We start from the raw sequence: 22,518 nt of genomic DNA, 5'->3' as shown, positions 1-22,518 counted from the left end.
ATTGCTAGATTCTTGGCCTTGATGCCCAGCGGCGCGCTTTCAGGGCAGCATGCAGTTCCAGCCGCACCATCCCCTTGAGCGGATCGACGCCCAGCAGCTGACGGATGCGGCCCAGCCGGTTGTAGATGCTGCTGCGGTGCAGGTGCAGTTTTTCGGCAACGTCCTGGACGGACCCGTCATTGTCGTACAGAAGTTCCAGTACAGGCAGCAGCTCCCCGTTCCGGTCGTGGTCCTCAAGGGCCCGGAAATTCACCGAACTTGCATCGCTCCAGACCCCCGCCCCACCGCCGGCCGATGCCAGGAGCTGGTAAACGCCCGTCCCGCGGCAGTCCACCAGCTCACCGAGCCGCGGATCAACCGCCGCTGCAAGGGCGGCAACCTTCGACTGCCGGTACGCCTCTGCCAGGTCCTTGATGCGGCCGAATCCCTCACTCGTTCCCAGGATGATCCGCTCCACGGACCTGCCGGAACGCTTGGCGAGCTCCAGCTGGTAGTGCACCAGGACCTGGGCCTGGCTGGCGCGCCCCGTGGACTCCCGGAAGAGAACCACCGAATGGGTTTCCGCACCCGCACTGAACAGGACAGCGTCCACGCCGATGGTGGCCTGCAGTGCCGCGGCGCGGTGGATGAGCGTGGAGGCTATGGGATCCGGACCTGCCATCCAGCCGTCGGCATCGAGCACCGTCACCAGCTGCCAGGGCCCGCGGTCCTGCACTTCCTTCCAGCCCGCCACGGCAGCAACGGCGTTGGCTTCCCCGGCACAGGCGGCGAGGAATTCGCGTTCGCGGCTGCGCCGGAACTCGGACTCGGCGGTGTTGGAGTCCAGCAGCAGTCCGGAGAGCACATCCAGATCGTCCCGGACGCCGGGCAATTCAGCGAGGATCGCCGTCGCACTCTGGTCCTCAACGTCCAGCTGCACCCACAGGTAGCCCACCCGGAACCCGCGGACCAGCAGCGGGACGCAGACGCGCCCGAGCATCCCCAGTTCCTCGTTGGCGGGCACCACAACGGGCCGCACCGCGGTGGCGATGCCGTGCGAGAGCTGCCAGTTTTTGACGTCCAGCGGTACCCGCTTGCTCAGCAGGAAGTTCACCCGCACCCGGTCCGCATGCGACTGGTTGGAGCTGTAGGCAAGCAAAAGGCCGTCGAGGTCCTCCAGGGAAAGCCCGCGGCCCAGCTTGAGGGCCACCCGTTCCACGAGCTGTTCCACATCCTGCTGCATGCTGACAGACTACGTCCCCCGGGCAGACTTCGGCGAACGGACATCAGGCGACACCTGACGCCCCGGCGGTCGACATTAGTCGAGCTGCGGCTCCGAAAAACCGCGGAAACACGCGGTTTTGCTGTGGCGGAGACGGCCGGTTCCTGTAGTGCGCCTCACAGCCGGATCTATTCTGGAATCACAACTTCCCCACACATTCCGGCCTTGCAGCCATCGAATCTGGAGCCCAAAAAATGATCATCGGTGTCCCCAAAGAGATCAAGAACAACGAATTCCGCGTCGCCATCACGGCCGCCGGCGTTCACGAATTCCGCACCCACGGCCACACGGTCCTGGTGGAGCGCGGCGCGGGCCTGGGTTCCGGCATCACCGACGAGGAATACGCCATCGCGGGCGCCGAGATCGTCGCCGACGCCGACGAGGTCTGGTCCCGCGCGGACATGGTCATGAAGGTCAAGGAACCCATCAAGGCCGAGTACCACCGCTTCCGCAAGGGCCTGATCCTCTTCACCTACCTGCACCTGGCGGCCGAGCCCGAGCTGACCCAGGAGCTCATCAACTCCGGCGTCACCGCCATCGCCTACGAGACCGTGCAGGAAGGCCGCACCCTGCCCCTGCTCGCCCCCATGTCCGAGGTGGCCGGCCGGCTGTCCGTCCAGGTCGGTGCCACGTCCCTGATGGCGCCCGCCGGCGGCAAGGGTGTGCTGCTCGGCGGCGTTCCGGGCGTCCGCCCCGCCAAGGTCGTGGTCCTCGGCGCGGGCGTCGCGGGCACCAACGCCGCCGCCATGGCCCTGGGCCTCGGCGCCGACGTCACCATCCTGGACATCAACATCAACCGGCTGCGCGAACTCGACGCCCAGTACCAGGGCCGGCTCAAGACCGTGGCATCCAACAAGTACGAGATCGAGAAGTCCGTGGTGGACGCCGACCTCGTGATCGGCTCCGTGCTGATCCCCGGCGCCAAGGCCCCGAAGCTGGTGACCAACGAGCTCGTGGCCCGGATGAAGCCCGGCTCGGTGCTCGTGGACATCGCCGTGGACCAGGGCGGCTGCTTCGAGGACACCCGCCCCACCACGCACCAGGAACCCACGTACAAGGTCCACAACACGATCTTCTACTGCGTGGCCAACATGCCCGGCGCCGTTCCGAACACCTCCACCTACGCGCTGACCAACGTCACGCTCCGCTACGGCGTTGCCCTGGCAAACCTCGGCGTCAAGGCAGCCTTCGAGAAGGACCCGGCCCTCGCCGCCGGCCTGAACATCGCCGCCGGCCACGTGGCGCACCACTCCGTCTCCGAGGCACACGACCTGCCCCTCGTGGCGGACTGGCACGAGCTGGTCTCCGCGTAAGTTTCACCGTCGACTGCTCCGCCACCGCCCTTTTGGACCCCCAAAACGGCAGTTACGGAGCAGTCGATTGGTGTTTAAAGCGCCCGCGCCTGCTCGATCAGTTTGAGCACCTCGACGGGGCCGGCCGGGTCCACCGGGACCGGCAGGGCCGAGGCTGCGCCGCCGTCGCAGATCTTGGCTGCGAGGATCCGGTAGAACTCCGGGTAGTTCCCGCGCTCGGTGGGCAGCCGGTCGAGGTGCCCGTCGCGGCCCAGGTGCCCGGCCCATTCGGCGGCCTCCACGCCGTACTCGGCATCCAGCGGGCTGCCGCCGGCCACGATGTACGGCTCCTGCGGGTCCACGCCGTGCTTGGTGTAGGCGCCGCCCGTGCCGAGGACCCGGTAGCGCGGCCCCTGCTGGGCGCAGAGCATGTTCATCCAGAGGTGGCTGAGCACGCCGCTCTCGTGCCGCAGCACCACGAAGCAGTCATCATCCGTCTTCTCGCCCGGCCGCCGGGCGAGAAGCTCGGCATGAACTACCTCGCCCGGGCCGAAGAGCTGCAGCGCCTGGTCCAGGAGGTGGGTGCCGAGGTCGAACAGGACGCCGCCGCCGTCGGCCGCCGTCGCCTCCGCCTTCCAGGCCTTGGAAACCTCGGGCGACCACCGTTCAAAGCGCGACTCGAACCGTGTCACCTCGCCCAGCACCCCGCCGTCGAGCAGTGCCCTGACCGTGAGGTAGTCCCCGTCCCAGCGCCGGTTCTGGAACACTGTCAGGACCCGCCCCAGCCGCTCTGCGAGCGCGATCAGCTCCTGCCCCTGCGCGCTCGTCACGGCGAACGGCTTGTCGACGACGACGTCGAGCCCGGCCTCCAGCGCCGCCTTTGCCAGCGGATAATGGGTGGCCGGCGGAGTCCCCAGCACCACGAGGTCAAGGTCAGGGGCCAGCGCAAGGACGGCATCGCCGTCGGGCACTGTTTTCACGCCGGGGTACTGTTCCACGGCGGTCGCCTCCCGTGCGGGGTCGGAGGTGGCGATCACGTCCAGCGAGTAGCTGCGATCCGCCGCGATGAGCGGCGCATGGAAAACCCGGCCGGACAGGCCGAAGCCCACCACGGCGGTACGGATAGGAGTGGAGGAATCGGTGCTCATGGTGCCACGCTACCCTCTGCCCCGGCGTCACCGCCTGCCACATCTCCGACGACGCGGCTGACCAGCTCGCGCCAGGATTCCTCCAGCCGCTCCGGCGAAACGTGCTGCACGCGGACGGCATGCAGCAGGCGTTCGGGGTCGAGGGTTGCGCTAAGGGACATGGCCATCAGCCACGGGTCCGCGTCGAAGCCCGCCGAACGCAGCAAATGCTCAATGTGCCGGTGCCACAGCACTGCCGCGGGGGCCTCGAACCTGTTGTGCAGGGACGCCTGGGCGGCCCTCGCGAGCTCACCGTATTCCAGGACGTAGCGGATGCGTTCGGCACCGAAGGCGATCAGCCGTTCCCGCGGCGGCGCCCCGGGCCCAAGCGGCGGGGGCCCGAACATGAAGCGGCCCTGGAATTCGGCCTCGGCGTCGCTGAGCAGGGTCATCATGAGCCCGGCGCGGCTGCCGAACCGGCGGAACACGGTCCCCTTGCCGACGCCGGCGCGCTCCGCCAGTTTGTCCATGGTCACGCCGTCGGCGCCGCATTCCTCCACAAGCTGCCGTGCAGCGCACAGGAGCAGCTCGCGGTTCCGGGCGGCATCGCTGCGTTCCGCCCCGGCGCCGGCAGAGGGGCCGGCCGAGGGCCCGAGCGATGACCCCGGGCCGGTTGAGGACCCGGAGCGGATTGGGATGAGGCTCACACCAAGCATTCTAGACCCGGGAATAATATCCGGACCGTAGTCCGTTTAGTCTGGATGAAGGCACCAAACGCCTCCAAGAACCACTCGCCGCGGAGCGTTCCGCGGCAAGACCTAAGGAGTTCACATGTCCAAGAGCACCGTACTCGCCCTCGTGGGAAGCCTGCGCGCCGACTCCCACAACCGCAAGCTTGCCGAAGCCATCCAGCTGAACGCGCCCGAAGGCGTCGAGATCGTGATCCACGAGAGCCTGGGCAACATCCCGTTCTACAACGAGGACATCGACGTCGAAGGCCAGGTCCCGGCGGCCGCCACCGCCCTGCGCGAGGCAGCCGGCCAGGCTGACGCCCTGCTGCTGGTCACCCCGGAGCACAACGGCACCATGCCCGCCTCGCTGAAGAACGCCATCGACTGGCTGTCCCGCCCGTTCGGCGCCGGCGCCCTCGCCGGAAAGCCCACCGCCGTCGTCGGCACCGCCTTTGGCCAGTTCGGCGGCGTCTGGGCCCAGGACGAGGCCCGCAAGGCCGTCGGCATCGCCGGCGCCCGCGTCCTGGAGGACGCCAAGCTCGCCGTCCCCGGCTCCATGGTCCGCTTCGCCGAAACCCACCCGAAGGACGACGCCGAGGTCGTTGAGCAGATCAAGGAACTCTTCGTCGCCCTTTCCGCCGTCGAGCCCGCCGGCGCCGCAGCCTAGGCAGGTTCCTCCCCTTTCGCACGCCCCCGGCCCTCCAGCGGCCGGGGGCGTGCGCTGTTTCCGGGCTCTCCGCCTTGCAGGACGGTCGGGAAAGGCTGCAACCAATCCGTGACTGAGCTGCAGCCAAACTGACACCCCGGCACCGTTCCACGGCCCGCCGCCCCGCCGTAACGTTGATGTACGGGACGTGCCGGGGCAGGGAGTGCGGTGCAGTCATGAAGTCGAGCTGGGGAGCCAGACCGCTGACGACGGCGGTCGCCGCGTTCTGCCTGACGCTCCCCCTGTGGCTCGCCTCCTGCACTCCCGGCCAAAGTGCTTACGACGCCGGTCCCGCCCCTGCGGCGGCACCCGAACCCCGCCCGGCGCCTCCCGTGAGCCCGCCCGAGGAAGCCGGCACGCCCACCGCCGCCGGATCCGGGCTGGGCGCCTCCACCCAGGGTGCCGCAGGCACAGGCGCTCCTGGCGCGGCAGGCGGGGCCTCCGAGCCCGCTCCTGCCACCCGTCCGGCGCTTCCGTCCGCAGGCGCTAACTCCGTCGGCCCGTCGGCCGGCGGACTCGGCACCGGCGTCACCGGTCCGGACACCCAGGCACAGCTGCCGGGCGGAACCGTCCAGCAACCCGCGCCAGCCTCGGGAGCCGGGGCCGGCCCGGCTTCGGCCGCCCCTGCCCCGGGTTCCACAGCATCGGGTTCCACGTTGCCTGGCGCAGGTGCAGGCGGAGCCTCCGGCGCCGCCAGCGCGGGCACCGCGGTTTACTACGTGGCGATCGACGACGGCGGCAGGTCCGGCGTGCGCTTCGGCTGCAACGACAGCCTGGTGGCCGTGCACAATGCCGACTCCACCATCAGTGAGCCGCTGCAGGCCGCCATGAGCAGGCTGCTGTCAGGTCCGGGCGCACCGCCGGCCAGCGGCCTCTACAACGCACTGTCTGCTTCTTCGCTGCAGTACGCGTCCGGTTACCTCGACGGCACCACCGTGGTGGTAAACCTGACCGGCGCAGTCCAGCCCGGCGGCGTCTGCGATCTTCCGCGGATCGAAGCGCAGCTCACCCACACTGCCGTCACGGCCGTGGGTGCCGTCCGGGCGGAAATCTACGTCAGCGGAGTGCCCCTGGCCGACGTTCTCGGCCTCCGCTAGCGCCTATCAGGACTGGGCGCCGGTCCCGGGAGGGCCGGTCTCCCCGGAGAACAGCGCATCCATCTCAGCGTGGCTCGGCGAACCCGCAAGTTCCGACCAGTTGCCGTCGCCCAGGATTTCGGCGGCCACACGGGACACCGTTGCATACGCCGCCTTGGCCGCATTGCCGCCGATGCTGACCCGCCGCACACCGGCGTCGTGCAGTTCGCCCACCGACGCCGATCCGACGCCCGCCAGCGCGTTCAGCGGCGCCGGAATCCGCCTGCTCAGCTCATGCAGGACGTGGAGGTCCGTCACGCCTGGCACGAAAATTCCGTCGGCCCCCGCAGCGAGGTAGCCCTCGGCCCGTGCCAGGGTCTCCTCGAATGCGGAGTCGCCGAACTGCCCGGAAAGGTACGTGTCCGTCCGGGCGTTGATGAAGAGGTGCACGCCCGACTCTGCCGCGACGCTGCGGACCAGGCTGATCCTGCGGGCCTGCTCATCCGCGGCCGTGAGGGACGCGCCGCCCGAATCTTCGATATTGACGCCAACGGCGCCGGCCGCCAGCACCGCCGTGACAGTCTGCCGGAGCAGGCCGTCGTCGAAAATGCCGTCCGCGCCCGCATACCCGGCTTCGATATCCGCCGTGACCGGGACGCTCGCGGCGGCAGTGATCCTGCGGAGCGCATCAAACGCCAGGCCCGGCGGCACGTGGCTGCCGTCCGGAAAGCCGAGGCTCCACGAGATGGCCGAACTCGAGGTGGCAATCGCCAGCGCCCCCGCCTTCTCCACCAGCCGGGCAGACGCGGCATCCCACACGTTCACGAGCACCAGCGGAACAGGACCGCCCGCGTGCATCTGGCGGAAGGCGTCGGCCTGCGCAGACTGGGACTCCGCCGGTTGGGACTCCGCAGACTGGGACGGTGCGGACTGGGACAGTGCGGGCGTAGGCTCGAGTGACGTCATGGCTCCATTCCATGCCTTGCCCTGCCGAAGGTAAAGGCGTCCGCGGTCACCAGTTCATACCCGCCAAGGAAAACTGGTCAACAGCTGTTGCCTAATCAGCAACCAATGGCTGTACTCTGGGATTGTGACCCACGAAACACTCGACGCCGCCGCAGCCGTCCTCCCCGCCGAAGCCATCGATGCGATCGAGCGGGCCGCAACCTCAGCCCACCGCCACGACGAACTCTTCTCCGAGCGCGCCGCGAACATCAGGCAGTCGGCGGTCCGGGACGTTTTCGACATCTCCATGCGCCCCGGCCTGGTCTCGCTGGCCGGGGGCAGCCCCTATCTGCAGTCGCTGCCCCTCGACAAGCTCGCCCAGACGGCAGCCCGGATCATCGCCGAGGACGGCCTTACCGCGCTCCAGTACGGCGGCGGCCAGGGCACCGAGGAACTGCGCACGCAGATCTGCGAGGTCATGGCCGCCGAGGGCATCCTTGACGCCCGGCCGGAGAACGTGGTGATCACCGCCGGCTCGCAGTCCGCCCAGGATGTGGCCACCAAGGTCTTCTGCAATCCCGGCGATGTGGTCCTCGTGGAGGAACCCACCTACGTGGGGGCCCTCAACACGTTCGAGGCCTACCAGGTCCAGGTGGAGGCCGTTCCCATGGACGACGACGGGCTGGTGCCTGAGCTTCTTGAGGCCCGGATCGCGGCGCTCCAGACTGCCGGGAAAAACATCAAGTTCCTCTACACCATCCCCAACTTCAACAACCCGTCGGGCATCACCCTGGCGCAGGAGCGGCGGCAGCAGATCGTGGACATCTGCCGCCGCGCCAACATCCTGGTGCTGGAGGACAACCCGTACGGCCTGCTGCGGTTCGACGGCGAGCCGCTCGCGCCGCTGCGCGCAGGCAACCCGGACGACGTCATCTACATGGGCTCGTTCTCGAAGATCTTCGCCCCGGGCCTGCGCATCGGCTGGGCCCTGGTTCCCGCCCACCTGCAGCGCCGCTACTACCTCGCCTCCGAGGCAGTGACCCTTTGCCCGCCCACGCTGAACCAGATGCTCGTCTCGGCCTACCTTCGGGACTATGACTGGAAGGGCCAGATCGAGACGTACCGCGGCCTGTATGCCGAGCGCTGCCACGCGATGCTGGCTGCCCTGGAGGAGTACATGCCCGAGGGTCTCAGCTGGACCCGGCCGCAGGGCGGATTCTTCGTCTGGGTGACACTGCCGGAGGGCGTGGACACGTATCCCCTGCTCCACAAGGCGATTGAAGCCGGCGTCGTCTTCATTCCCGGCGCGGCCTTCACGCACTCGGACGCCCCTTCGAACAGACTCCGCCTGGCGTTCAGCGCCGTTCCGCCGGAGGCCATCGCCGAAGGCGTGCGGCGCCTGGCGCCGGTACTGCAGGAAGCCATAGACTCGCTGGACTGAGCTGAGACACGGACGAAACAGGCCACGAACGGAACATCAGATTCGTCGCGACATTCAAAGGAGATCAGGCCATGGCGGGAACGATTGTTGTTGGTGTGGACGGAAGCGGGACCGCACGCAAGGCGGCGGAGGTGGCGCGGGATTTGGCTGCGGCGCTCGGGGCCAGGCTCCACGTCGTGTCCGCGTTCGATACCGACCGGACCGAAGTCTTCGGCAGCGGCAGCGACCGGTGGATCGTGTCGTCCGCCGACGACGCTGAAAAGGTGGCCCGGGACGTGGCGACTGCCCTGGCTGACGGCGACTTCCAGATCACCTATTCCTCCGCGCGGGGCAAGCCGGCCGAAGCCCTGGTCAGGGAGGCGGAGCGCCTGGACGCGAGCATGATCGTGGTGGGAAACCGCCGGATGCAGGGCCTGGGGCGCGTGCTGGGCAGTGTGGCGAACAGCGTGGCCCACAGCGCTTCCTGCGACGTCTACATCGCGAACACCTACGGCGCCGATTAGCCACAGCGGGCCTGACTTGACGCGGATCACCCGGGCTGGTGGGCAGTCTCACCCGGTTTTCCGGCAGTTGCGCATGCCCTGAAAGATAAAATTGGAGTTGCCCCCGATGGTGCGGACAAACCCAAATCTACCTTCAGGGGAACACTGTGCTTACTCTCCAGCGTCGCCAACTCGTCGGCCACGACATCCTTCTTGCCCGCCACGGCAACCACATCAGCGCCATGCGCGTGGACCGCTCCGCCGGCCGCGTGATCGCCCTCCTCGACGACGGCTCCGTGGACAGCGCCCCGAACCTCATCTCCCCTGACCTCCAGCTGCCGGACACGCTGAAAAGCGTTATCCGCGAAGACTGGAAGTTCCTCACGCTCGTGAGCACCGGCATCGCAGCCGTCTGCGGCGTCCTGCTGGCCGCCGCCGTAAGCATGGCAGGCATGTCCGGCGATCCGGCCATGGCCCAGCTGCTGGCCAACTCCTACTCCGCATACTAAGCCAGCCTTCGGCGTCGGCCTGATGACTGGCCCCGGCGTCAGCCAATCCGGACCAGCACCTCACGCAGCAGCCACCACAGCCCGGCGGTGACCCCGCCGCCCACCAGGGCGCCCGCAACAACCTGCGCCACCGTATGGGCGCCCAGCACCACCCTGGACCAGCCGACTGCAGGAATCAGCAGAAGCAGCGGAAGCCACTGGACGCCCAGGATCAGCACCGAGATGACCGCCGTCAGTGCGATGGCCCCGGCGTGGCCGCTGATCTTCCAGAACAGGCTGATGGCGGCCAGCACCACCACGCCGCCGACTATCGCAAGCACCACCACGATGACGCTGTACGGCGCCTTGATGGCCAGGAGCACTCCCAGCCCCGCGAGCAGCGACACGACTGCCATGGCGAGCACCGGTGCGCGCTGCTTACGGTCGCTGACGTGGTGGTCCGTCACCTTGCCCAGCCGCACCAGAAGGACGACGGCGGCCAGCGGCAGCACGCACACAAACAGCACCGCCACGGCACCGAACCAGACGGTGCCCGGAAAGCCGGGTTCCATGGCCGGGCTGAGAAGCAGCAGCAGCGCCACGGTGATGGGCGGCTGAAGGGCCTCGGTAATGACCCGGGCCACGCGGTTCTTCACGCGGATGCTGGCGATCCCGCGATCCTCACCCATGGGAACCCCGTCCCTGCCTGTCCGGTCCATCCCCCTTTCCCCGGAGGGTACCCCTCCGGGGCCCGTCAGTCGAGCAGCAGGGCAGGCTCTTCCAGGATGGCGGCAACGTCGGCCATGAAGCGGGCGGAAAGGTCGCCGTCCACGACGCGGTGATCGAAGGATCCGCCGAGCGTGGTGATCCAGCGCGGTATGACCTCGCCGTCCAGGACCCACGGCTTCTGCTTGATGGTGCCGAACGCCACGATGGCCACTTCACCCGGGTTGATGATGGGGGTTCCGGTGTCGATGCCGAGGGCGCCAATGTTGGTGACGGTCAACGTGCCGCCCTGCATCTGCGCCGGCTGGGTCTTGCCGGCGCGCGCCGTGGTGGCCAGCTCGTTGAGCGCCAGCGCCAGTTCCTTGAGGGACAGATCCTGGGCATTCTTGATGTTCGGGACCATCAGCCCGCGCGGTGTGGCCGCTGCGATGCCCAGGTTCATGAAGTGCTTGACGTGAATCTCGGCGGAGTCGCTGCCGTCCGGGTTGTCCACCCAGGTGGCATTGACGCTCGGGTTCCGCGCCGCGGCCCAGATGACGGCCTTGGCAAGGATCAGCAGCGGGGACACCTTGATGCCCTCAAAGTCACGTGAAGCCTTGAGCCGCTTGACGAACTCCATGGTGCGGCTGGCATCCACGTCCACGAAGATGCTCACGTGCGGCGCGGAGAACGCCGACTCCACCATGGCCTTCGCGGTGGCCTTCCGGACGCCCTTGACCGGGATGCGCTCGACCCGCTGCTCCTGCGGACGGCCGGACGTGCCCCAGAAGGTGTCCGCCTTGTCCACTTCCGCATCGCGCTGCGCCTGGTAGCTGACCAGGTCCTCCCGCGTCACCTCGCCGCGCGCGCCGGTGGCCACGACATCGGCCAGGTCGATGCCCAGGTCGCGGGCGATCTTCCGCACCGGGGGCTTGGCCAGGACCCTGTTCATGAGCCCGGAAATGGCCCCGCCAATGGTCGGCTTGTCGGACTCGAGTGCGGGAGTCCACTCGGGCCGCCTCGCCGGGACAGGCCCGGCCACCGGCTCTGCGCTGGCCGGAACATCCAGGAGAACGTCCGCCGCGGAGTGGGGCTGGACAGGCTCCACTTCCGGCGCACCGTGGACTGTATCTGCCGGTATCGTGGGCCGCGTCAGGCGCGGGCGCCGCTTCACGGCGTCGGCCTTCGGGCCTGAACCCACCAGCGGACCGGCGGCAAGGCCGCCCGCGGCAGCACCGCCGTCTGACTTTTCACCGCCGGCGGCGGTACCGCCGTCCACCGGGAGCTTTCCGTACATCGGCGCGGGCGCGTCGGCAGGCGTGGGGTCGCCGTGCATGGTGTCAGAGACGCTGATGATGGCGGTCCCGACGTCGACCGTCGCCCCTTCCGGGACCAGCAGTTCGGTGACGGTGCCGGCGAACGGCGACGGGAGCTCCACGAGGGACTTGGCAGTCTCGATCTCGCACAGGACGTCGTTGATGGCCACCTCATCCCCGGGCTTGACCTTCCACGAAACGATCTCTGCCTCGGTCAGGCCCTCACCGACGTCGGGGAGGTTGAACTTGTTAAGCGTCATGGGATCCTCGGGTTCGAAAGCTCGGGCGCTCCGGGACGTGCGGAGGCAGTGGGCGAAAGAGTCAGCTGGCGCTGGTGCGCCACGGCGTCAATACGCGAAGGTGCGGTCCAGCGCCTCAAGGATGCGGTCGATGTCCGGCAGGTAGTCCTCTTCGATCTTGGCCACGGGGTATGGCATGTGGAAGCCCCCGACCCGGATGACCGGCGCCTCCAGCGACAGGAAGGCCCGTTCGCTGATGCGGGCAGCGATTTCGCCGCCGATGCCGCCGAAGGTGGGTGCCTCGTGCGCCACGACCAGCCGGCCCGTTTTCTTAACGGAGGCCTCGATGGCGTCGAAATCGATTGGCGAGATGGAGCGCAGGTCGATTACTTCGATGCTGCGGCCATCCTCGGCCGCGGCGTTGGCGGCAGCGAGGGCCACGGGCACGAGCGGGCCGTATACCACCACGGTGGCGTCGGTTCCCTCGCGGACCACGTGGGCCTTGAACGGGTCTTCAGCCGAGCCGGCCGATGCGGTGTCCACCTCACCCTTGAGCCAGTAGCGGCGCTTCGGTTCGAAAACGATCACCGGGTCCTGGCAGTTCACGGCCTGCTGGATCATCCAGTAAGCGTCGTGTGGGTTGGACGGGGTGATGATGCGCAGGCCGGGCGTGTGCGCGAACAGTGCCTCCGGCGATTCCGAGTGGTGCTCGATAGAGCCGATGCCGCCGCCGTAGGGGATGCGGATGACCACGGGCACGGTGAGGTTGCCGTTGCTGCGCGAGTGGATTTTGGCCAGCTGGGTGGTGATCTGGTTGAAGCCGGGGAAGACGAAGCCGTCGAACTGGATTTCGGCAACGGGCAGGTAGCCGCGTAGCGCCAGGCCGATCGCGGTGCCGATGATGCCGGATTCTGCCAGCGGGGTGTCCACCACGCGGTCGGCGCCGAATTCGCCGATCAGGCCGTCGGTGACGCGGTAGACGCCGCCGAGGGGGCCGATGTCCTCGCCCATGAGGAGGGACTTGGGGTTGTTGCTGAGCGTGGCGCGCAGGCCTTCGTTGATGGCCTTGGCAATGGTCATGGTGGTCATCAGCGGCCTGCCCCTTCTCCCTCGTCCTCGCCGGCAAAGCCCGCGCTGTACTCTTCGAACCACGCCAGTTCCTCGGCCACGAGCGGATGCGCCTCGACGTAGGTGTTGGCGAAAGCCGTCCTGATGTCCGGGGCGTCCGACGCGTAGGTGGACTTCCGGATGTAGGCGGCGAGTTCGTCGCCCTCGGCAGCAACCTTGGCGAAGAACGCGTCGTCGGCCACGCCCTCGGCGCGGAGGTACTTTTCCAGCCGGTCCAGCGGGTCCTTTTCGCGCCACAGGGCCTCTTCCGAGGACTCGCGGTACTTCGTGGGATCGTCGGCAGTGGTGTGGGCACCTACGCGGTAGGTGAAGGCCTCAATCAGGACCGGGCCGTTGCCCTGGCGTGCGTGCTCCAGCGCCCATTCGGTGACGGCGTGGACCGCCACGACGTCGTTGCCGTCAACCCGGATGCCCGGGAAGCCGTAACCCTTGGCGCGGTTGGACAGCGGAATGCGTGTCTGCACAGCGGTGGGCACGGAGATGGCCCAGTGGTTGTTCTGGCAGAAGAAGACCACAGGGGCGTTGTACGAGGAGGCAAAGACCATGGACTCGTGGACGTCGCCCTCGGAGCTGGCACCGTCGCCGAAGTAGACCATGACGGCGGCCTTTGGCTCGGCCGAGCCTTCCACGCCGCCCTGGGCGCCTTCCAGCCTCTGCGCTTCGGCGAGCTTCTGGTCGCGCTGGATGCCCATGGCGTATCCGACGGCGTGTGGCGTCTGCGCGGCCAGGACCAGCGTGTACAGGTGGAAGTTGGTGTCCTTGGGGTTCCAGCCGCCGTTGGAGACGCCGCGGAACTGCTTCAGCAGTTCGGCCAGGTCCACGTTGCGGGTCAGGGCAACGCCGTGCTCGCGGTAAGTGGGGAAGATGTAGTCCTGCGGCTGGCTGGCCCGGCCGGATCCGATCTGGGCAGCTTCCTGGCCTGTCAGGGGAACCCACAGCGCCAGCTGGCCCTGCCGCTGCAGGGCGGTGGCTTCCTGGTCAAAGCGGCGGATGGAAGCCATGTCCGCGTAGAAACCCCGGAGCTTTTCGGCGTCGAGACGCGCGGCGTACTCGGAGAACACGGAGTCCGTTCCCAGCGTGCCGTCGGGGCCCAGAAGCTGGACCATCTCGGTCGGAGGCACGCCCAGGGCAGCCTCGGCCTGAGCCTCGAGCTGGTCGTCCAGTTCCGTTCCATCGAACTCGGTGGAGGGCAGATGTGTTGCGCCCATACCGTCTCCTTGCCTGCCGCATCCGGATGCGTTGCAATGTCGCTGGGATATATGCCTCGCCGGGAATGCATTCCCGCCGAGGCATATATATTTGGCTTACTGTTCCTTACTTTATCCGGCGTAGGTAGCGCCGGCTGTTTGTTAAGCGCTAGGAACGGCGTGGCGGTTTTGTGTAGACCGCACAGAGTTCCAGGAATCGGGTATTCGCTTCCACCTCGCCGATGCTGACCCGGACGCCTTCGTTTCCGAAGGCCCGCACAGACAGCGCCCGTTCCCCGGCGAGCTGGGCAAACTCCGTGCTGTTCTCGCCCAGATCAAGCCAGACAAAGTTCCCCTGTGCCTCCGGAACGGACCAGCCGAGGTCCCGCAGGCCTGCTGTTACGCGGTCCCGCTCGTCCACAAGGCTTTGTACCCTTTCTACAACCTGGCCGAAATTCTGCAGCGACACCACCGCTGCCTGTTCGGCGATCTGGGAGACCGCGAAGGGGGTGGCGGCGACGCGCAGGTGCTGGGTGAGCTGGGGCTGGGAAACGCTGTAGCCGACGCGGAGGCCGGCGAGGCCGTGGGCCTTGGAGAACGTCCTGAGCACCACCACATTGGGGTACTTGCGGTACATCCGGATGCCGTCCACGGCGTCTTCAGCCCGGACGAACTCCTGGTAGGCCTCGTCGATGACCACCACAACGTCCGAGGGGACGGCCTTGATGAAGCGCTCAGTTTCCTCGGCGGTCAGAATCGGGCCCGTGGGGTTGTTGGGAGTGCACAGCAGGATCACCCTGGTCCGCGCGGTCACAGCTGCGGCCATTGCGTCGAGGTCATGGCGCCCGTCAGCCGTCACGGGGATCCGGACGCTCTCTGCCCCGGCAAGCCCGACGCAGATGGGGTAGGCCTCGAAGGACCGCCACGCGTAGATGACTTCGTCAGGTTTCCCGTCGTCGTTCTGGCCGGCGAACGTTGCCAGCAGCTGGGTGAGGGCTCCAAGGCTGCCGGCTCCGGTGACGATGTCCTCGGCCGGCACGTCGAGGAACCCGGCGAGCGCGGTACGCAGCTTGGTGCTGAGCGGGTCGGGGTAGCGGTTGAAGTCTGTCTGCGCGGCGATGGCCTCCACCACGGCCGGGATGGGCGGCAGCGGGTTCTCGTTGGACGATAGTTTGTAGCTTGCAAGGCCGTCGACGGCGACGGGCGGCTTACCTGCAGCGTAGCGGGGCAGCCGGTCAACCACCGGTCGGGGCCTCAAGCCTCCCGCCATAGTCTCTGATGAAGTCATGCCACCTAGCCTATGCCCCTGACTGCCAGCCACACCTTGCGGTGTGAAAGCATGGGTGCATGCGGTCTTTCATCATGCGCGTGATCATTAACGGACTGGCGCTGTGGATTGCCAGCTGGCTTCTGCCCGGCCTGGATATCTCCACCACAGCCACCACGGAAGCTGTGGCCAAGACCGGAGTGAACCAGGGAACGGACGCCGCCGGCATTGTCCTGGCGTACCTGTTCATCGGGCTGATTTTTGGCCTGGTCAATGCGTTTGTGCGGCCGGTGGTCAGTTTCCTCTCGCTGCCCATCACCATCCTGACGCTGGGGCTGTTCACGGTGGTGATCAACGCCGCAATGCTGTACCTCACCTCGTGGATCAGCGGCTACACGCCGGTGCACTTCACGATCGACTCGTTCTTCTGGACCGCCGTGCTGGCTGCCATCATCATCACCATCATTTCCCTTGTGGCTGATCGGCTTCCCGGCGCCCGCCGCCGCTGACTGATGGCCCGCCGGCTGGTGGCCCGCCGGCCGGCTGCCCGCCACTGACAACGCCGCCTGGTCCGCCGCCGACGACGGCCGGTCTGCCGCCGACGACGGGAAAGATAATCCTGCCCGGTCCGGGCAGTGGCGGCTGCACGACGGACACGGGCGGCTTTGGCGCCCGGACCAGCTGGAAGCGGGTGGCCTTAGCCGTTCCCCCTGCACCCACTACGCCCGCAAGGACGACGGCGGATGCCACCAGCGAAGGATCAGGGCTCGCGGCGACGGCCCGCGCCCCGGCCTCGTAGTTGGTGAGCCGGTGGCCGGGCCCGAGGCCGGCGTCCTCACCGGGCGGCGTCCTGACCACACCGTTCAGCGTTACCGTCACCCGGTCCCTGGTGTCCGGATTGGGAAGGCCTTCGCTGCCCGGAACCCAGTCCTGCCGGTGCTCCAGATGCAGGCTGCTGACACCTGGCGCCGGGTTTATCGCCCCCACCGGCGATCCCGCGGTCAGCACGTACCTGAGGTTGTACTCGGCCAGGAAGGCCTTGTCCTGGCTCAGGTTCATCGCGTGGATGCCGCCCTGGCTGTAGCCCACAGCCACCACCTGGTCCCCGGCCTCTGCCCCTGCTTCGTGAAGGGCCGCCCGGATGGCCCCGGCCGTGTACTCGGACCCGTATCCGAAGGCTTCGCCGATTCCGGCCTCGTCGAAAGGGTTGGGACCGCCGGTGTTGCCGGGCTGGGTTCCGGGAATGATCACGATGAACGCGTCCCGTCCCCCGGTGGTTGTCTGGATGACCTCGATCTGGCCTGGGCCGGCTTCCTCCACCTCGCCTGCCCGGGCAAGAAGACCTGCAGGGGAGGCGTCCAGGGCAATGTCCGCGGAATCCTCCTTGAGGGCCCTGACCGGCCGCGGCCTGAGTTCCGGCAGGACGCGGTCCAGCAACATCCGCGCAAGGGCGGGGACACTCGATCCCGCCATGCCGGACGCGAGCACCATCTTCACTGCGGCGTCCAAGGGGCTCAGCCGTACTCCCAGAACAGCTGCCAGGGCGATGCCGGCCGCGAGGCGGTCACTCGAGGCGATCGCCTCTGTAGTGTCCCTGTTCGGACGCCCGTCACCTGACAGGCCAAGGTCAATGAACTGCCGTACCGCCAACCACGGGGAGTCCAAATTGAGCTGCGTCTTGAGCATGCTCGCCATCTCGGCGGCGCTGTACCCGAGCTGGCAGGCACGCACGTCGCCGGCCAGGCGCTCCAGCTCATCCCGCACGGCCGCCACAGAGTGCCGCCCGTCCCAGACGGCCGTCAGGGCCTCCGCGCCGCTGGCGGGATCGTCCCGCTGGTAGCTTCCCAGCGATTCCCAGACGCTATAGATGCCGAGCTCCACAGCCGCCAAATCCCCGGCGAGCGTCTCCAGCTCCCGCGCCCCCATATCCAGTTCCTCAAGTTGGAATGAAATCCCGCCCACTCCGCCGCGCACGGAAAGGACGCTGTTGGAGGCCGGTTCAGCGGGGCGGAGCTGCCCGCCGCTGCCACCCGGGGCGGCCTCGGCCATCAGTAGCCCCCGGCGGCGGCAGGAAGGGCCGACTCAGCGACGTTGACGGAGTGCCGCCGCAGTGCGAGAGCGGCGGCAAGCACTTCTTCCCGCGCCCGGGAGAGGGCAATGGCGTGCCCCCGAACGCTGGACCGGTAGGCCTGGCCGGCGGGCGACTGCCAGTCCATGAGCTGGAGCTGTGAGAGCCTGGCCTGCACGACTTGGACCTGTTCGGCGCAGGCCTCGATCCGCCCGGCCAACAGCTGGACTTCAAAGCCGCGCGACGAACATGCCGCGGCATCGGCCGCCGTGATGCCGGCGCTCATCGCCGTGACGCTGGCGCTCATCGCCGTGATGCTGGCGCTCATTCGGATACCCCCATCCCCGTGGCCCGGCGCTCCGGCGCCCGGCCCCTTCCTCTCTTCCTGCCCATGACGCTAGGGCGCCGTCGGCACCCGACGGAACGGTCGGCGTCGTCCATGTGGACAAGTGCATGCGGGGCGGGGCTGTGGAGGAGAAGTCACAGGCAATCCCGTGCTTCAGCGGGCACAGAACTTCATGAAAGAATCAGGTCATGCCTGAAACTGCCGCCACAGCTGACACCCGTACGCCCTCCGGACGCCTCGCCCTCGCCGCGTCAGGGGAACAAATCGCGCTCGGCCCGCTGGACGGCCGCTACAAGTCCGCCGTCGCTCCCCTCGTTGACTACCTGTCCGAGGCAGCCCTCAACCGCGACCGCGTCGCCGTCGAGGTTGAATGGCTTATCCACCTGACCGGGGACAACGTCCTCCCGGGCGCCGGCCCGCTGACCGAGGACCAGCAGCAGCAGCTGCGCGCCATCGTCACCGAATTCGATGCCGCCTCCGTCACCGAGCTGGCCGAAATCGAAGCCGTCACCGTCCACGACGTGAAGGCCGTGGAGTACTACATCGGCCGCCGCCTGCCCGCCATCGGGATCGAGAACCTGACCGCCATGGTGCACTTCGGCTGCACCTCCGAGGACATCAACAACCTGTCCTACGCCCTGGGCGTTAAGGCCGCTGTGGAGGACGTGTGGCTGCCCGCCGCCCGCGCCCTTGTGGCCCAGATCAGCAAGATGGCCGAGGACAACCGCGCCGTTCCGATGCTGTCCCGCACGCACGGCCAGCCCGCCACGCCCACCACCCTGGGCAAGGAACTCGCCGTCATCGCGCACCGCCTGAACCGGCAGCTGGAACGCATCGCCAGGACCGAATACCTCGGCAAGATCAACGGTGCCACCGGCACGTATGCCGCCCACGTGGCCTCCGTCCCCGGCGCCGACTGGCAGCAGGTCGCGAAGTCGTTCGTGGAGAAGCTGGGCCTGACCTGGAACCCGCTGACCACCCAGATCGAAAGCCACGACTGGCAGGCGGAGCTGTACGCCGATGTGGCCCGCTTCAACCGGATCCTGCACAACGTCTGCACGGACATCTGGAGCTACATCTCGATCGGCTACTTCGCGCAGATCCCCGTGGCAGGCGCCACCGGCTCCTCCACGATGCCGCACAAGGTCAACCCGATCCGCTTCGAAAACGCCGAGGCCAACCTGGAGATCTCCTCCGGCCTCCTTGACGTGCTCGGCTCCACCCTGGTCACCTCCCGCTGGCAGCGCGACCTCACCGACTCCTCCAGCCAGCGCAACATCGGCGTCGCCTTCGGCCACTCGCTGCTGGCCATCTCCAATGTGGCCAAGGGCCTGGAGCGCCTCGACGTCGCGGAGAGCGTGCTCGCCGAGGACCTCGACACGAACTGGGAAGTCCTCGGTGAAGCCATCCAGATGGTGATGCGCGCGGAGGCGATTGCCGGCGTCGAAGGCATGGAGAACCCCTATGAGCGGCTCAAGGACCTCACCCGGGGCCAGCGCGTGGACGCCGCCCGGATGCAGGAGTTCGTCCAGGGCCTGGGCCTGTCCGCAGAGGCCGAGGCGCGGCTGCTCGCCCTGACGCCGGGCAAGTACACCGGCATCGCGGACCAGCTGGTGGACCACCTGAAATAAGTACGACGGCGGTGCCGGGCTTTGCTGCCCGGCACCGCTGCCGTTTCCGGCGGCTTCCGCAGGAAAAAAGCCGGACCCGCCAAGGCGGCCCGTGCCGCCTACCTTTCCCAACGATGACAAGGAACGCGACACCATGAGGCTGCTTCTCATCCGCCACGGCGAAACTCCCGGGAACGTGCTGGGGCAGCTGGACACCGCCCACCCCGGCCCAGGCCTCACCGAGCTGGGCGAACGCCAGGCCGAGGCCCTGCCGCGGGCCCTGGTCAACGAGCCGATCAGCGCGCTGTACGCCTCCACCCTGGTCCGCACCCAGATCACCGCCAGGCCCCTGGGCCGCGAACTGGGCCTGGACGTGAAGATCCTGGACGGCATCCACGAGATCGAGGCAGGCGCCCTCGAGAAGCTGACGGACCACGAGTCCCACCGCCGGTACATGAGCACCGTCTTCGCCTGGGCCGACGGCGATTTCGACCGGCGGATGCCCGCCGGACCCGACGGGCACGAATTCTTCGAACGCTACGACGCAGCCATCGCCAAGGTCGCCGCGGAAGCCGCCCCCACGGGCGCAATCGCCGTGGTGAGCCATGGCGCCGCGATCCGCGTCTGGGCGGCCCACCGGGCGGACAACATCGACATGGAATTCGCCGCCCGGCACGTCCTCGCCAACACCGGCATCGTGGCGCTTGAAGGCGATCCCGACGCCGGCTGGAACCTGATCCACTGGGACGCCAGCCCCGTCGGCGGCCTCGCCCTGGCCGACCCCACCGCCGAGGACCCGATGGGAAAGACCACGGGCTAGACGACGAAAGCGAGCGTCCCTGAAACCCTTGCGGACACTAGTGCGGCAGTAACAGCGCGCTCACATGGCAAGCACGGCCACAAGTGTTCCCACGGCGCTAACCGGCAGGAAACACCGCGGTAACGGCGCACTCCTAGCCTTAATTCGCACAACCCTTCGGCGAATCGAGGCACAGATGCAGACCAATCCCAGGCTCAACATCCGGAAAGTCAGCTGGTCTAACCCTGTGGGCGCCGACCTGCGCGCGGCGCAGCAGGCCGAACTGGACGCCCGATTCGGATACGCCGACCATGAGCCGGGACCCAAGCCGTCCGAAGTGGATACCGCGGTGTTTCTCGTGGCCTACGACAAGGGGTCGGGCCAGCCGGTGGGCTGCGGCGGCCTGCGGTTGCTCGATTCGGAGACGGCGGAAATCAAGCGCCTCTACGTTCTCCCCTACACGCGCGGGTCCGGCGTGGCCAGCTCCATCCTGGCCGCCCTTGAGGCCGAGGCGTTTGCGCAGGGGATCACCCGGATCACTGCCGAGGCCGGGTCGGCGCAGCCTGACGGCCGCAACTTCTACGCCAACTCCGGTTTCGATCCGGTTCCCAATTTCGGCCCCTACATCGGCCTGGAGCACTCGTACTGCTTCGCCAAGCAGATCAATAGCCACAGCGCAGCGCACACCGCCATGGCCTGAGCGAGCGCACAACGACGGCGGCCGTCATACTCCGGCGGGTCGGGCCGCCGTCGGCTAATCTCGCGCTATGGAAACCAAAGACATTACGTTCCGCACCCGCAAGTGGGTGCGGCCTGAGGACCTCAACGCCAACGGAACGCTGTTCGGTGGCAGCCTGCTGAAGTGGATCGACGAGGAAGCCGCGATCTACGCCATCCTCCAGCTCGGCAACGGCCGCGCCGTCACCAAATACATCTCCGAAATCAACTTCGTCAGCTCGGCGGTCCAGGGCGACCTGATCGAGATGGGCCTGACCGCCACGCGCTTCGGCCGCACGTCACTGACCATGCGCGCCGAGGTCCGCAACATGATCACGCGGCAGAGCATCCTCACGATCGAGGAGATCGTGTTCGTGAACCTCAGCTCCACCGGAAAGCCGGAACCGCACGGCTACACGGAGATCACCTACGACCGCGACCGGATCCCCACGCACCACCTCACCGAAACCCTGCAGCAGGACTAGCGGTCCCGCCGTCGTCCGTGTTTCCCGAAAACCTACCGGGAAGCCAGCCGCAGCAATCCGTCGCGCAGCGGCTGGGACCGTTCGGCCAGGGCCACGCCCGCCATGGCGGAGGAGGCCAGTCGCAGCAGCTGGGTCTTGAGTGCGCGCTGCCGGTTGTAGGCCTTCAGTGCGTCTTCCACCAGGTGGGCGTTGAGGAGTTCGGCCAGCGTGACGGCGTCCACCAGCGCTTCACAGGCGCCGCGGCCAAGGTTGGGCGTCATCCCGTGCGCGGCGTCGCCCGCCAAGACAGCACCCGGCCGCACGAAGCTGCCGAGGTTCGGCGTGGTCCAGATCCGCTGCGCCAGAGTGGCGTCGGGCGTCGCCTGTTCCAGCACCGTGCGCACGGCCGGAGCACTTCCGGCGAAGCGCTCCTTGGCCTGCTGCAGCGCCGCGGCGGCATCAACATCTGCCGGGCCCAGGTTGGAGCGGAACGAGGCGTACCAATAGGTCCTCCCGGCAGCCGCGGGCGTGATGCCGAACAGCTGTCCGCGTCCCCAGTATTCCCCGCCGGCGCCGGCCTGGACGGGCGCGGGCAGGACGCCGCGGAGCGCCAGGTACTGCGTCAGCCTCGCCTGCGACCTCGCGCCCCAGAAGGAGCGGCGGACCACGCTGTGGACGCCGTCGGCTCCCACCAGCAGGCCTGACGCCAGCGGTCCGGTAGCGGGGATCTCGTCCACCCTGCCCTCGACGCGGCGCACGGAGGCGGGCACGGCGGCGTCGAGGATCCGGATGAGGTCCGCCCGTGAGACGCCGAGAACCCCGCGCACCTCGGGGGCCACCAGGGCTGTGCCCGCCGCATCGCGCAGGGCCATTCCGCCGAAGGCTGTGCCCGCCGCCCTGATCTGCGGCAGCACCCCCAGCACCGCCAGGGCCGCCTGCGCCTCCGGCCACATGGCCAGCGACGTCTCCACCGCCGGCACGCCGGGCCTCTGCTCGTGGATGGTCACGTCGAAGCGCTTTGGGTCCAGGCCCGCCCCGAGCGCGAGGCCGGCAATGCCGCCGCCGATGATGGTTATGGCTTCCATGGACCCGATCTTAAGCCCGACGGCGGGACGCCGGCTTG

General features: G+C 68.0%; 23 protein-coding genes. 11 read left to right on the top strand and 12 right to left on the bottom strand.

All coding sequences use genetic code 11. The annotated features are described in order from the left end of the window. Positions 1 to 4 precede the first annotated feature (4 nt). Positions 5 to 1,222, bottom strand: a complete 1,218-nt coding sequence (locus ACFVTE_RS17980) for a PucR family transcriptional regulator (RefSeq protein WP_387102667.1) — start codon at positions 1,220 to 1,222, stop codon at positions 5 to 7. A 233-nt stretch (positions 1,223 to 1,455) separates the two neighbouring features. On the opposite strand from ACFVTE_RS17980, the gene ald reads away from it, so the two are divergent. Further along, positions 1,456 to 2,574, top strand: a complete 1,119-nt coding sequence (ald, locus tag ACFVTE_RS17975; protein WP_387102665.1) for an alanine dehydrogenase — start codon at positions 1,456 to 1,458, stop codon at positions 2,572 to 2,574. A 74-nt stretch (positions 2,575 to 2,648) separates the two neighbouring features. On the opposite strand, the gene ACFVTE_RS17970 is transcribed toward ald, so the two are convergent. Continuing rightward, positions 2,649 to 3,701 (bottom strand): Gfo/Idh/MocA family oxidoreductase, encoded by a 1,053-nt coding sequence (locus ACFVTE_RS17970; protein ID WP_387102663.1) that lies wholly within the window; start codon positions 3,699 to 3,701, stop codon positions 2,649 to 2,651. After that, a complete protein-coding gene (locus ACFVTE_RS17965; RefSeq protein WP_387102661.1) occupies positions 3,698 to 4,387 on the bottom strand; it encodes a TetR/AcrR family transcriptional regulator in 690 nt (229 codons plus the stop codon). Before ACFVTE_RS17965 ends, ACFVTE_RS17970 begins: the two co-directional genes overlap by 4 nt. Positions 4,388 to 4,511: 124 nt before the next feature. On the opposite strand from ACFVTE_RS17965, the gene ACFVTE_RS17960 reads away from it, so the two are divergent. Beyond that, positions 4,512 to 5,078 carry an NAD(P)H-dependent oxidoreductase gene (locus tag ACFVTE_RS17960; protein ID WP_387102659.1) on the top strand — a complete coding sequence of 189 codons (567 nt, stop codon included), beginning with the start codon at positions 4,512 to 4,514 and terminating at the stop codon, positions 5,076 to 5,078. A 215-nt stretch (positions 5,079 to 5,293) separates the two neighbouring features. After that, entirely contained in the window at positions 5,294 to 6,214 is a 921-nt protein-coding gene (locus tag ACFVTE_RS17955; protein ID WP_387102657.1) for a GerMN domain-containing protein, read from the top strand. A gap of 6 nt (positions 6,215 to 6,220) precedes the next feature. On the opposite strand, the gene ACFVTE_RS17950 is transcribed toward ACFVTE_RS17955, so the two are convergent. Continuing rightward, on the bottom strand, positions 6,221 to 7,159 hold the full coding sequence (locus tag ACFVTE_RS17950) for an isocitrate lyase/phosphoenolpyruvate mutase family protein (RefSeq protein WP_387102655.1): 939 nt from the start codon (positions 7,157 to 7,159) through the stop codon (positions 6,221 to 6,223). 124 nt (positions 7,160 to 7,283) lie between these two features. Here ACFVTE_RS17950 and ACFVTE_RS17945 point away from each other — a divergent pair, with 124 nt between their 5' ends. The 3 genes from ACFVTE_RS17945 to ACFVTE_RS17935 all read left to right on the top strand — a co-directional run bounded on the left by ACFVTE_RS17945 (position 7,284) and on the right by ACFVTE_RS17935 (position 9,570). Continuing rightward, entirely contained in the window at positions 7,284 to 8,579 is a 1,296-nt protein-coding gene (locus ACFVTE_RS17945; RefSeq protein WP_387102653.1) for a PLP-dependent aminotransferase family protein, read from the top strand. Positions 8,580 to 8,650: 71 nt separating this feature from the next. Next, a complete protein-coding gene (locus ACFVTE_RS17940) occupies positions 8,651 to 9,082 on the top strand; it encodes a universal stress protein (RefSeq protein ID WP_387102651.1) in 432 nt (143 codons plus the stop codon). 146 nt (positions 9,083 to 9,228) lie between these two features. Next, the gene (locus tag ACFVTE_RS17935; RefSeq protein ID WP_387102650.1) at positions 9,229 to 9,570 is read left to right on the top strand and encodes a hypothetical protein; all 342 of its coding nucleotides are present in this window, start codon (positions 9,229 to 9,231) and stop codon (positions 9,568 to 9,570) included. A gap of 38 nt (positions 9,571 to 9,608) precedes the next feature. On the opposite strand, the gene ACFVTE_RS17930 is transcribed toward ACFVTE_RS17935, so the two are convergent. The 5 genes from ACFVTE_RS17930 to ACFVTE_RS17910 form a co-directional block, all read right to left on the bottom strand. Beyond that, on the bottom strand, positions 9,609 to 10,238 hold the full coding sequence (locus tag ACFVTE_RS17930; RefSeq protein WP_387102648.1) for a phosphatase PAP2 family protein: 630 nt from the start codon (positions 10,236 to 10,238) through the stop codon (positions 9,609 to 9,611). Positions 10,239 to 10,303: 65 nt separating this feature from the next. Then, on the bottom strand, positions 10,304 to 11,830 hold the full coding sequence (locus ACFVTE_RS17925; RefSeq protein WP_387102647.1) for a 2-oxo acid dehydrogenase subunit E2: 1,527 nt from the start codon (positions 11,828 to 11,830) through the stop codon (positions 10,304 to 10,306). An 87-nt stretch (positions 11,831 to 11,917) separates the two neighbouring features. Next, positions 11,918 to 12,898 carry an alpha-ketoacid dehydrogenase subunit beta gene (locus ACFVTE_RS17920; RefSeq protein WP_387102645.1) on the bottom strand — a complete coding sequence of 327 codons (981 nt, stop codon included), beginning with the start codon at positions 12,896 to 12,898 and terminating at the stop codon, positions 11,918 to 11,920. Further along, complete coding sequence (gene pdhA, locus ACFVTE_RS17915; RefSeq protein WP_387102643.1) at positions 12,898 to 14,145, bottom strand: pyruvate dehydrogenase (acetyl-transferring) E1 component subunit alpha; 1,248 nt, start codon at positions 14,143 to 14,145, stop codon at positions 12,898 to 12,900. The genes ACFVTE_RS17920 and pdhA overlap by 1 nt, the downstream gene beginning before the upstream one ends. Before the next feature lie 148 nt (positions 14,146 to 14,293). Further along, positions 14,294 to 15,412, bottom strand: coding sequence for a histidinol-phosphate transaminase (locus ACFVTE_RS17910; protein WP_387102642.1), 1,119 nt, complete (start codon positions 15,410 to 15,412; stop codon positions 14,294 to 14,296). Between the two features lie 59 nt (positions 15,413 to 15,471). Between ACFVTE_RS17910 and ACFVTE_RS17905 the strand changes: the two genes are divergently transcribed. Beyond that, positions 15,472 to 15,900, top strand: coding sequence for a phage holin family protein (locus tag ACFVTE_RS17905; protein WP_387102640.1), 429 nt, complete (start codon positions 15,472 to 15,474; stop codon positions 15,898 to 15,900). On the opposite strand, the gene ACFVTE_RS17900 is transcribed toward ACFVTE_RS17905, so the two are convergent. After that, positions 15,854 to 17,440: a hypothetical protein gene (locus tag ACFVTE_RS17900; protein WP_387102638.1), complete on the bottom strand. Its 1,587-nt coding sequence runs from the start codon at positions 17,438 to 17,440 to the stop codon at positions 15,854 to 15,856. The two genes, ACFVTE_RS17905 and ACFVTE_RS17900, sit on opposite strands and share 47 nt — an antisense overlap. Further along, entirely contained in the window at positions 17,440 to 17,787 is a 348-nt protein-coding gene (locus ACFVTE_RS17895; RefSeq protein ID WP_387102636.1) for a hypothetical protein, read from the bottom strand. The genes ACFVTE_RS17900 and ACFVTE_RS17895 overlap by 1 nt, the downstream gene beginning before the upstream one ends. Before the next feature lie 206 nt (positions 17,788 to 17,993). Between ACFVTE_RS17895 and purB the strand changes: the two genes are divergently transcribed. From purB to ACFVTE_RS17875, 4 genes are all read left to right on the top strand, one after another. Next, positions 17,994 to 19,436 carry an adenylosuccinate lyase gene (gene purB, locus ACFVTE_RS17890; protein WP_387102634.1) on the top strand — a complete coding sequence of 481 codons (1,443 nt, stop codon included), beginning with the start codon at positions 17,994 to 17,996 and terminating at the stop codon, positions 19,434 to 19,436. A 133-nt stretch (positions 19,437 to 19,569) separates the two neighbouring features. Beyond that, entirely contained in the window at positions 19,570 to 20,235 is a 666-nt protein-coding gene (locus ACFVTE_RS17885) for a histidine phosphatase family protein (RefSeq protein WP_387102633.1), read from the top strand. Between the two features lie 175 nt (positions 20,236 to 20,410). Next, entirely contained in the window at positions 20,411 to 20,914 is a 504-nt protein-coding gene (locus ACFVTE_RS17880; protein WP_387102632.1) for a GNAT family N-acetyltransferase, read from the top strand. Between the two features lie 67 nt (positions 20,915 to 20,981). Further along, positions 20,982 to 21,416, top strand: a complete 435-nt coding sequence (locus ACFVTE_RS17875; protein WP_214852015.1) for an acyl-CoA thioesterase — start codon at positions 20,982 to 20,984, stop codon at positions 21,414 to 21,416. A 32-nt stretch (positions 21,417 to 21,448) separates the two neighbouring features. Here ACFVTE_RS17875 and ACFVTE_RS17870 read toward each other — a convergent pair whose 3' ends face one another. Next, positions 21,449 to 22,480, bottom strand: a complete 1,032-nt coding sequence (locus ACFVTE_RS17870) for an FAD-dependent monooxygenase (RefSeq protein WP_387102630.1) — start codon at positions 22,478 to 22,480, stop codon at positions 21,449 to 21,451. Positions 22,481 to 22,518 lie beyond the last annotated feature (38 nt).

The organism is Arthrobacter sp. NPDC058097 (genome assembly GCF_042884885.1).
Lineage (GTDB): Bacteria > Actinomycetota > Actinomycetes > Actinomycetales > Micrococcaceae > Arthrobacter.
Note: the sequence above shows the minus strand (reverse complement) of the source record. Positions and strands in the feature narration are given on the sequence as shown.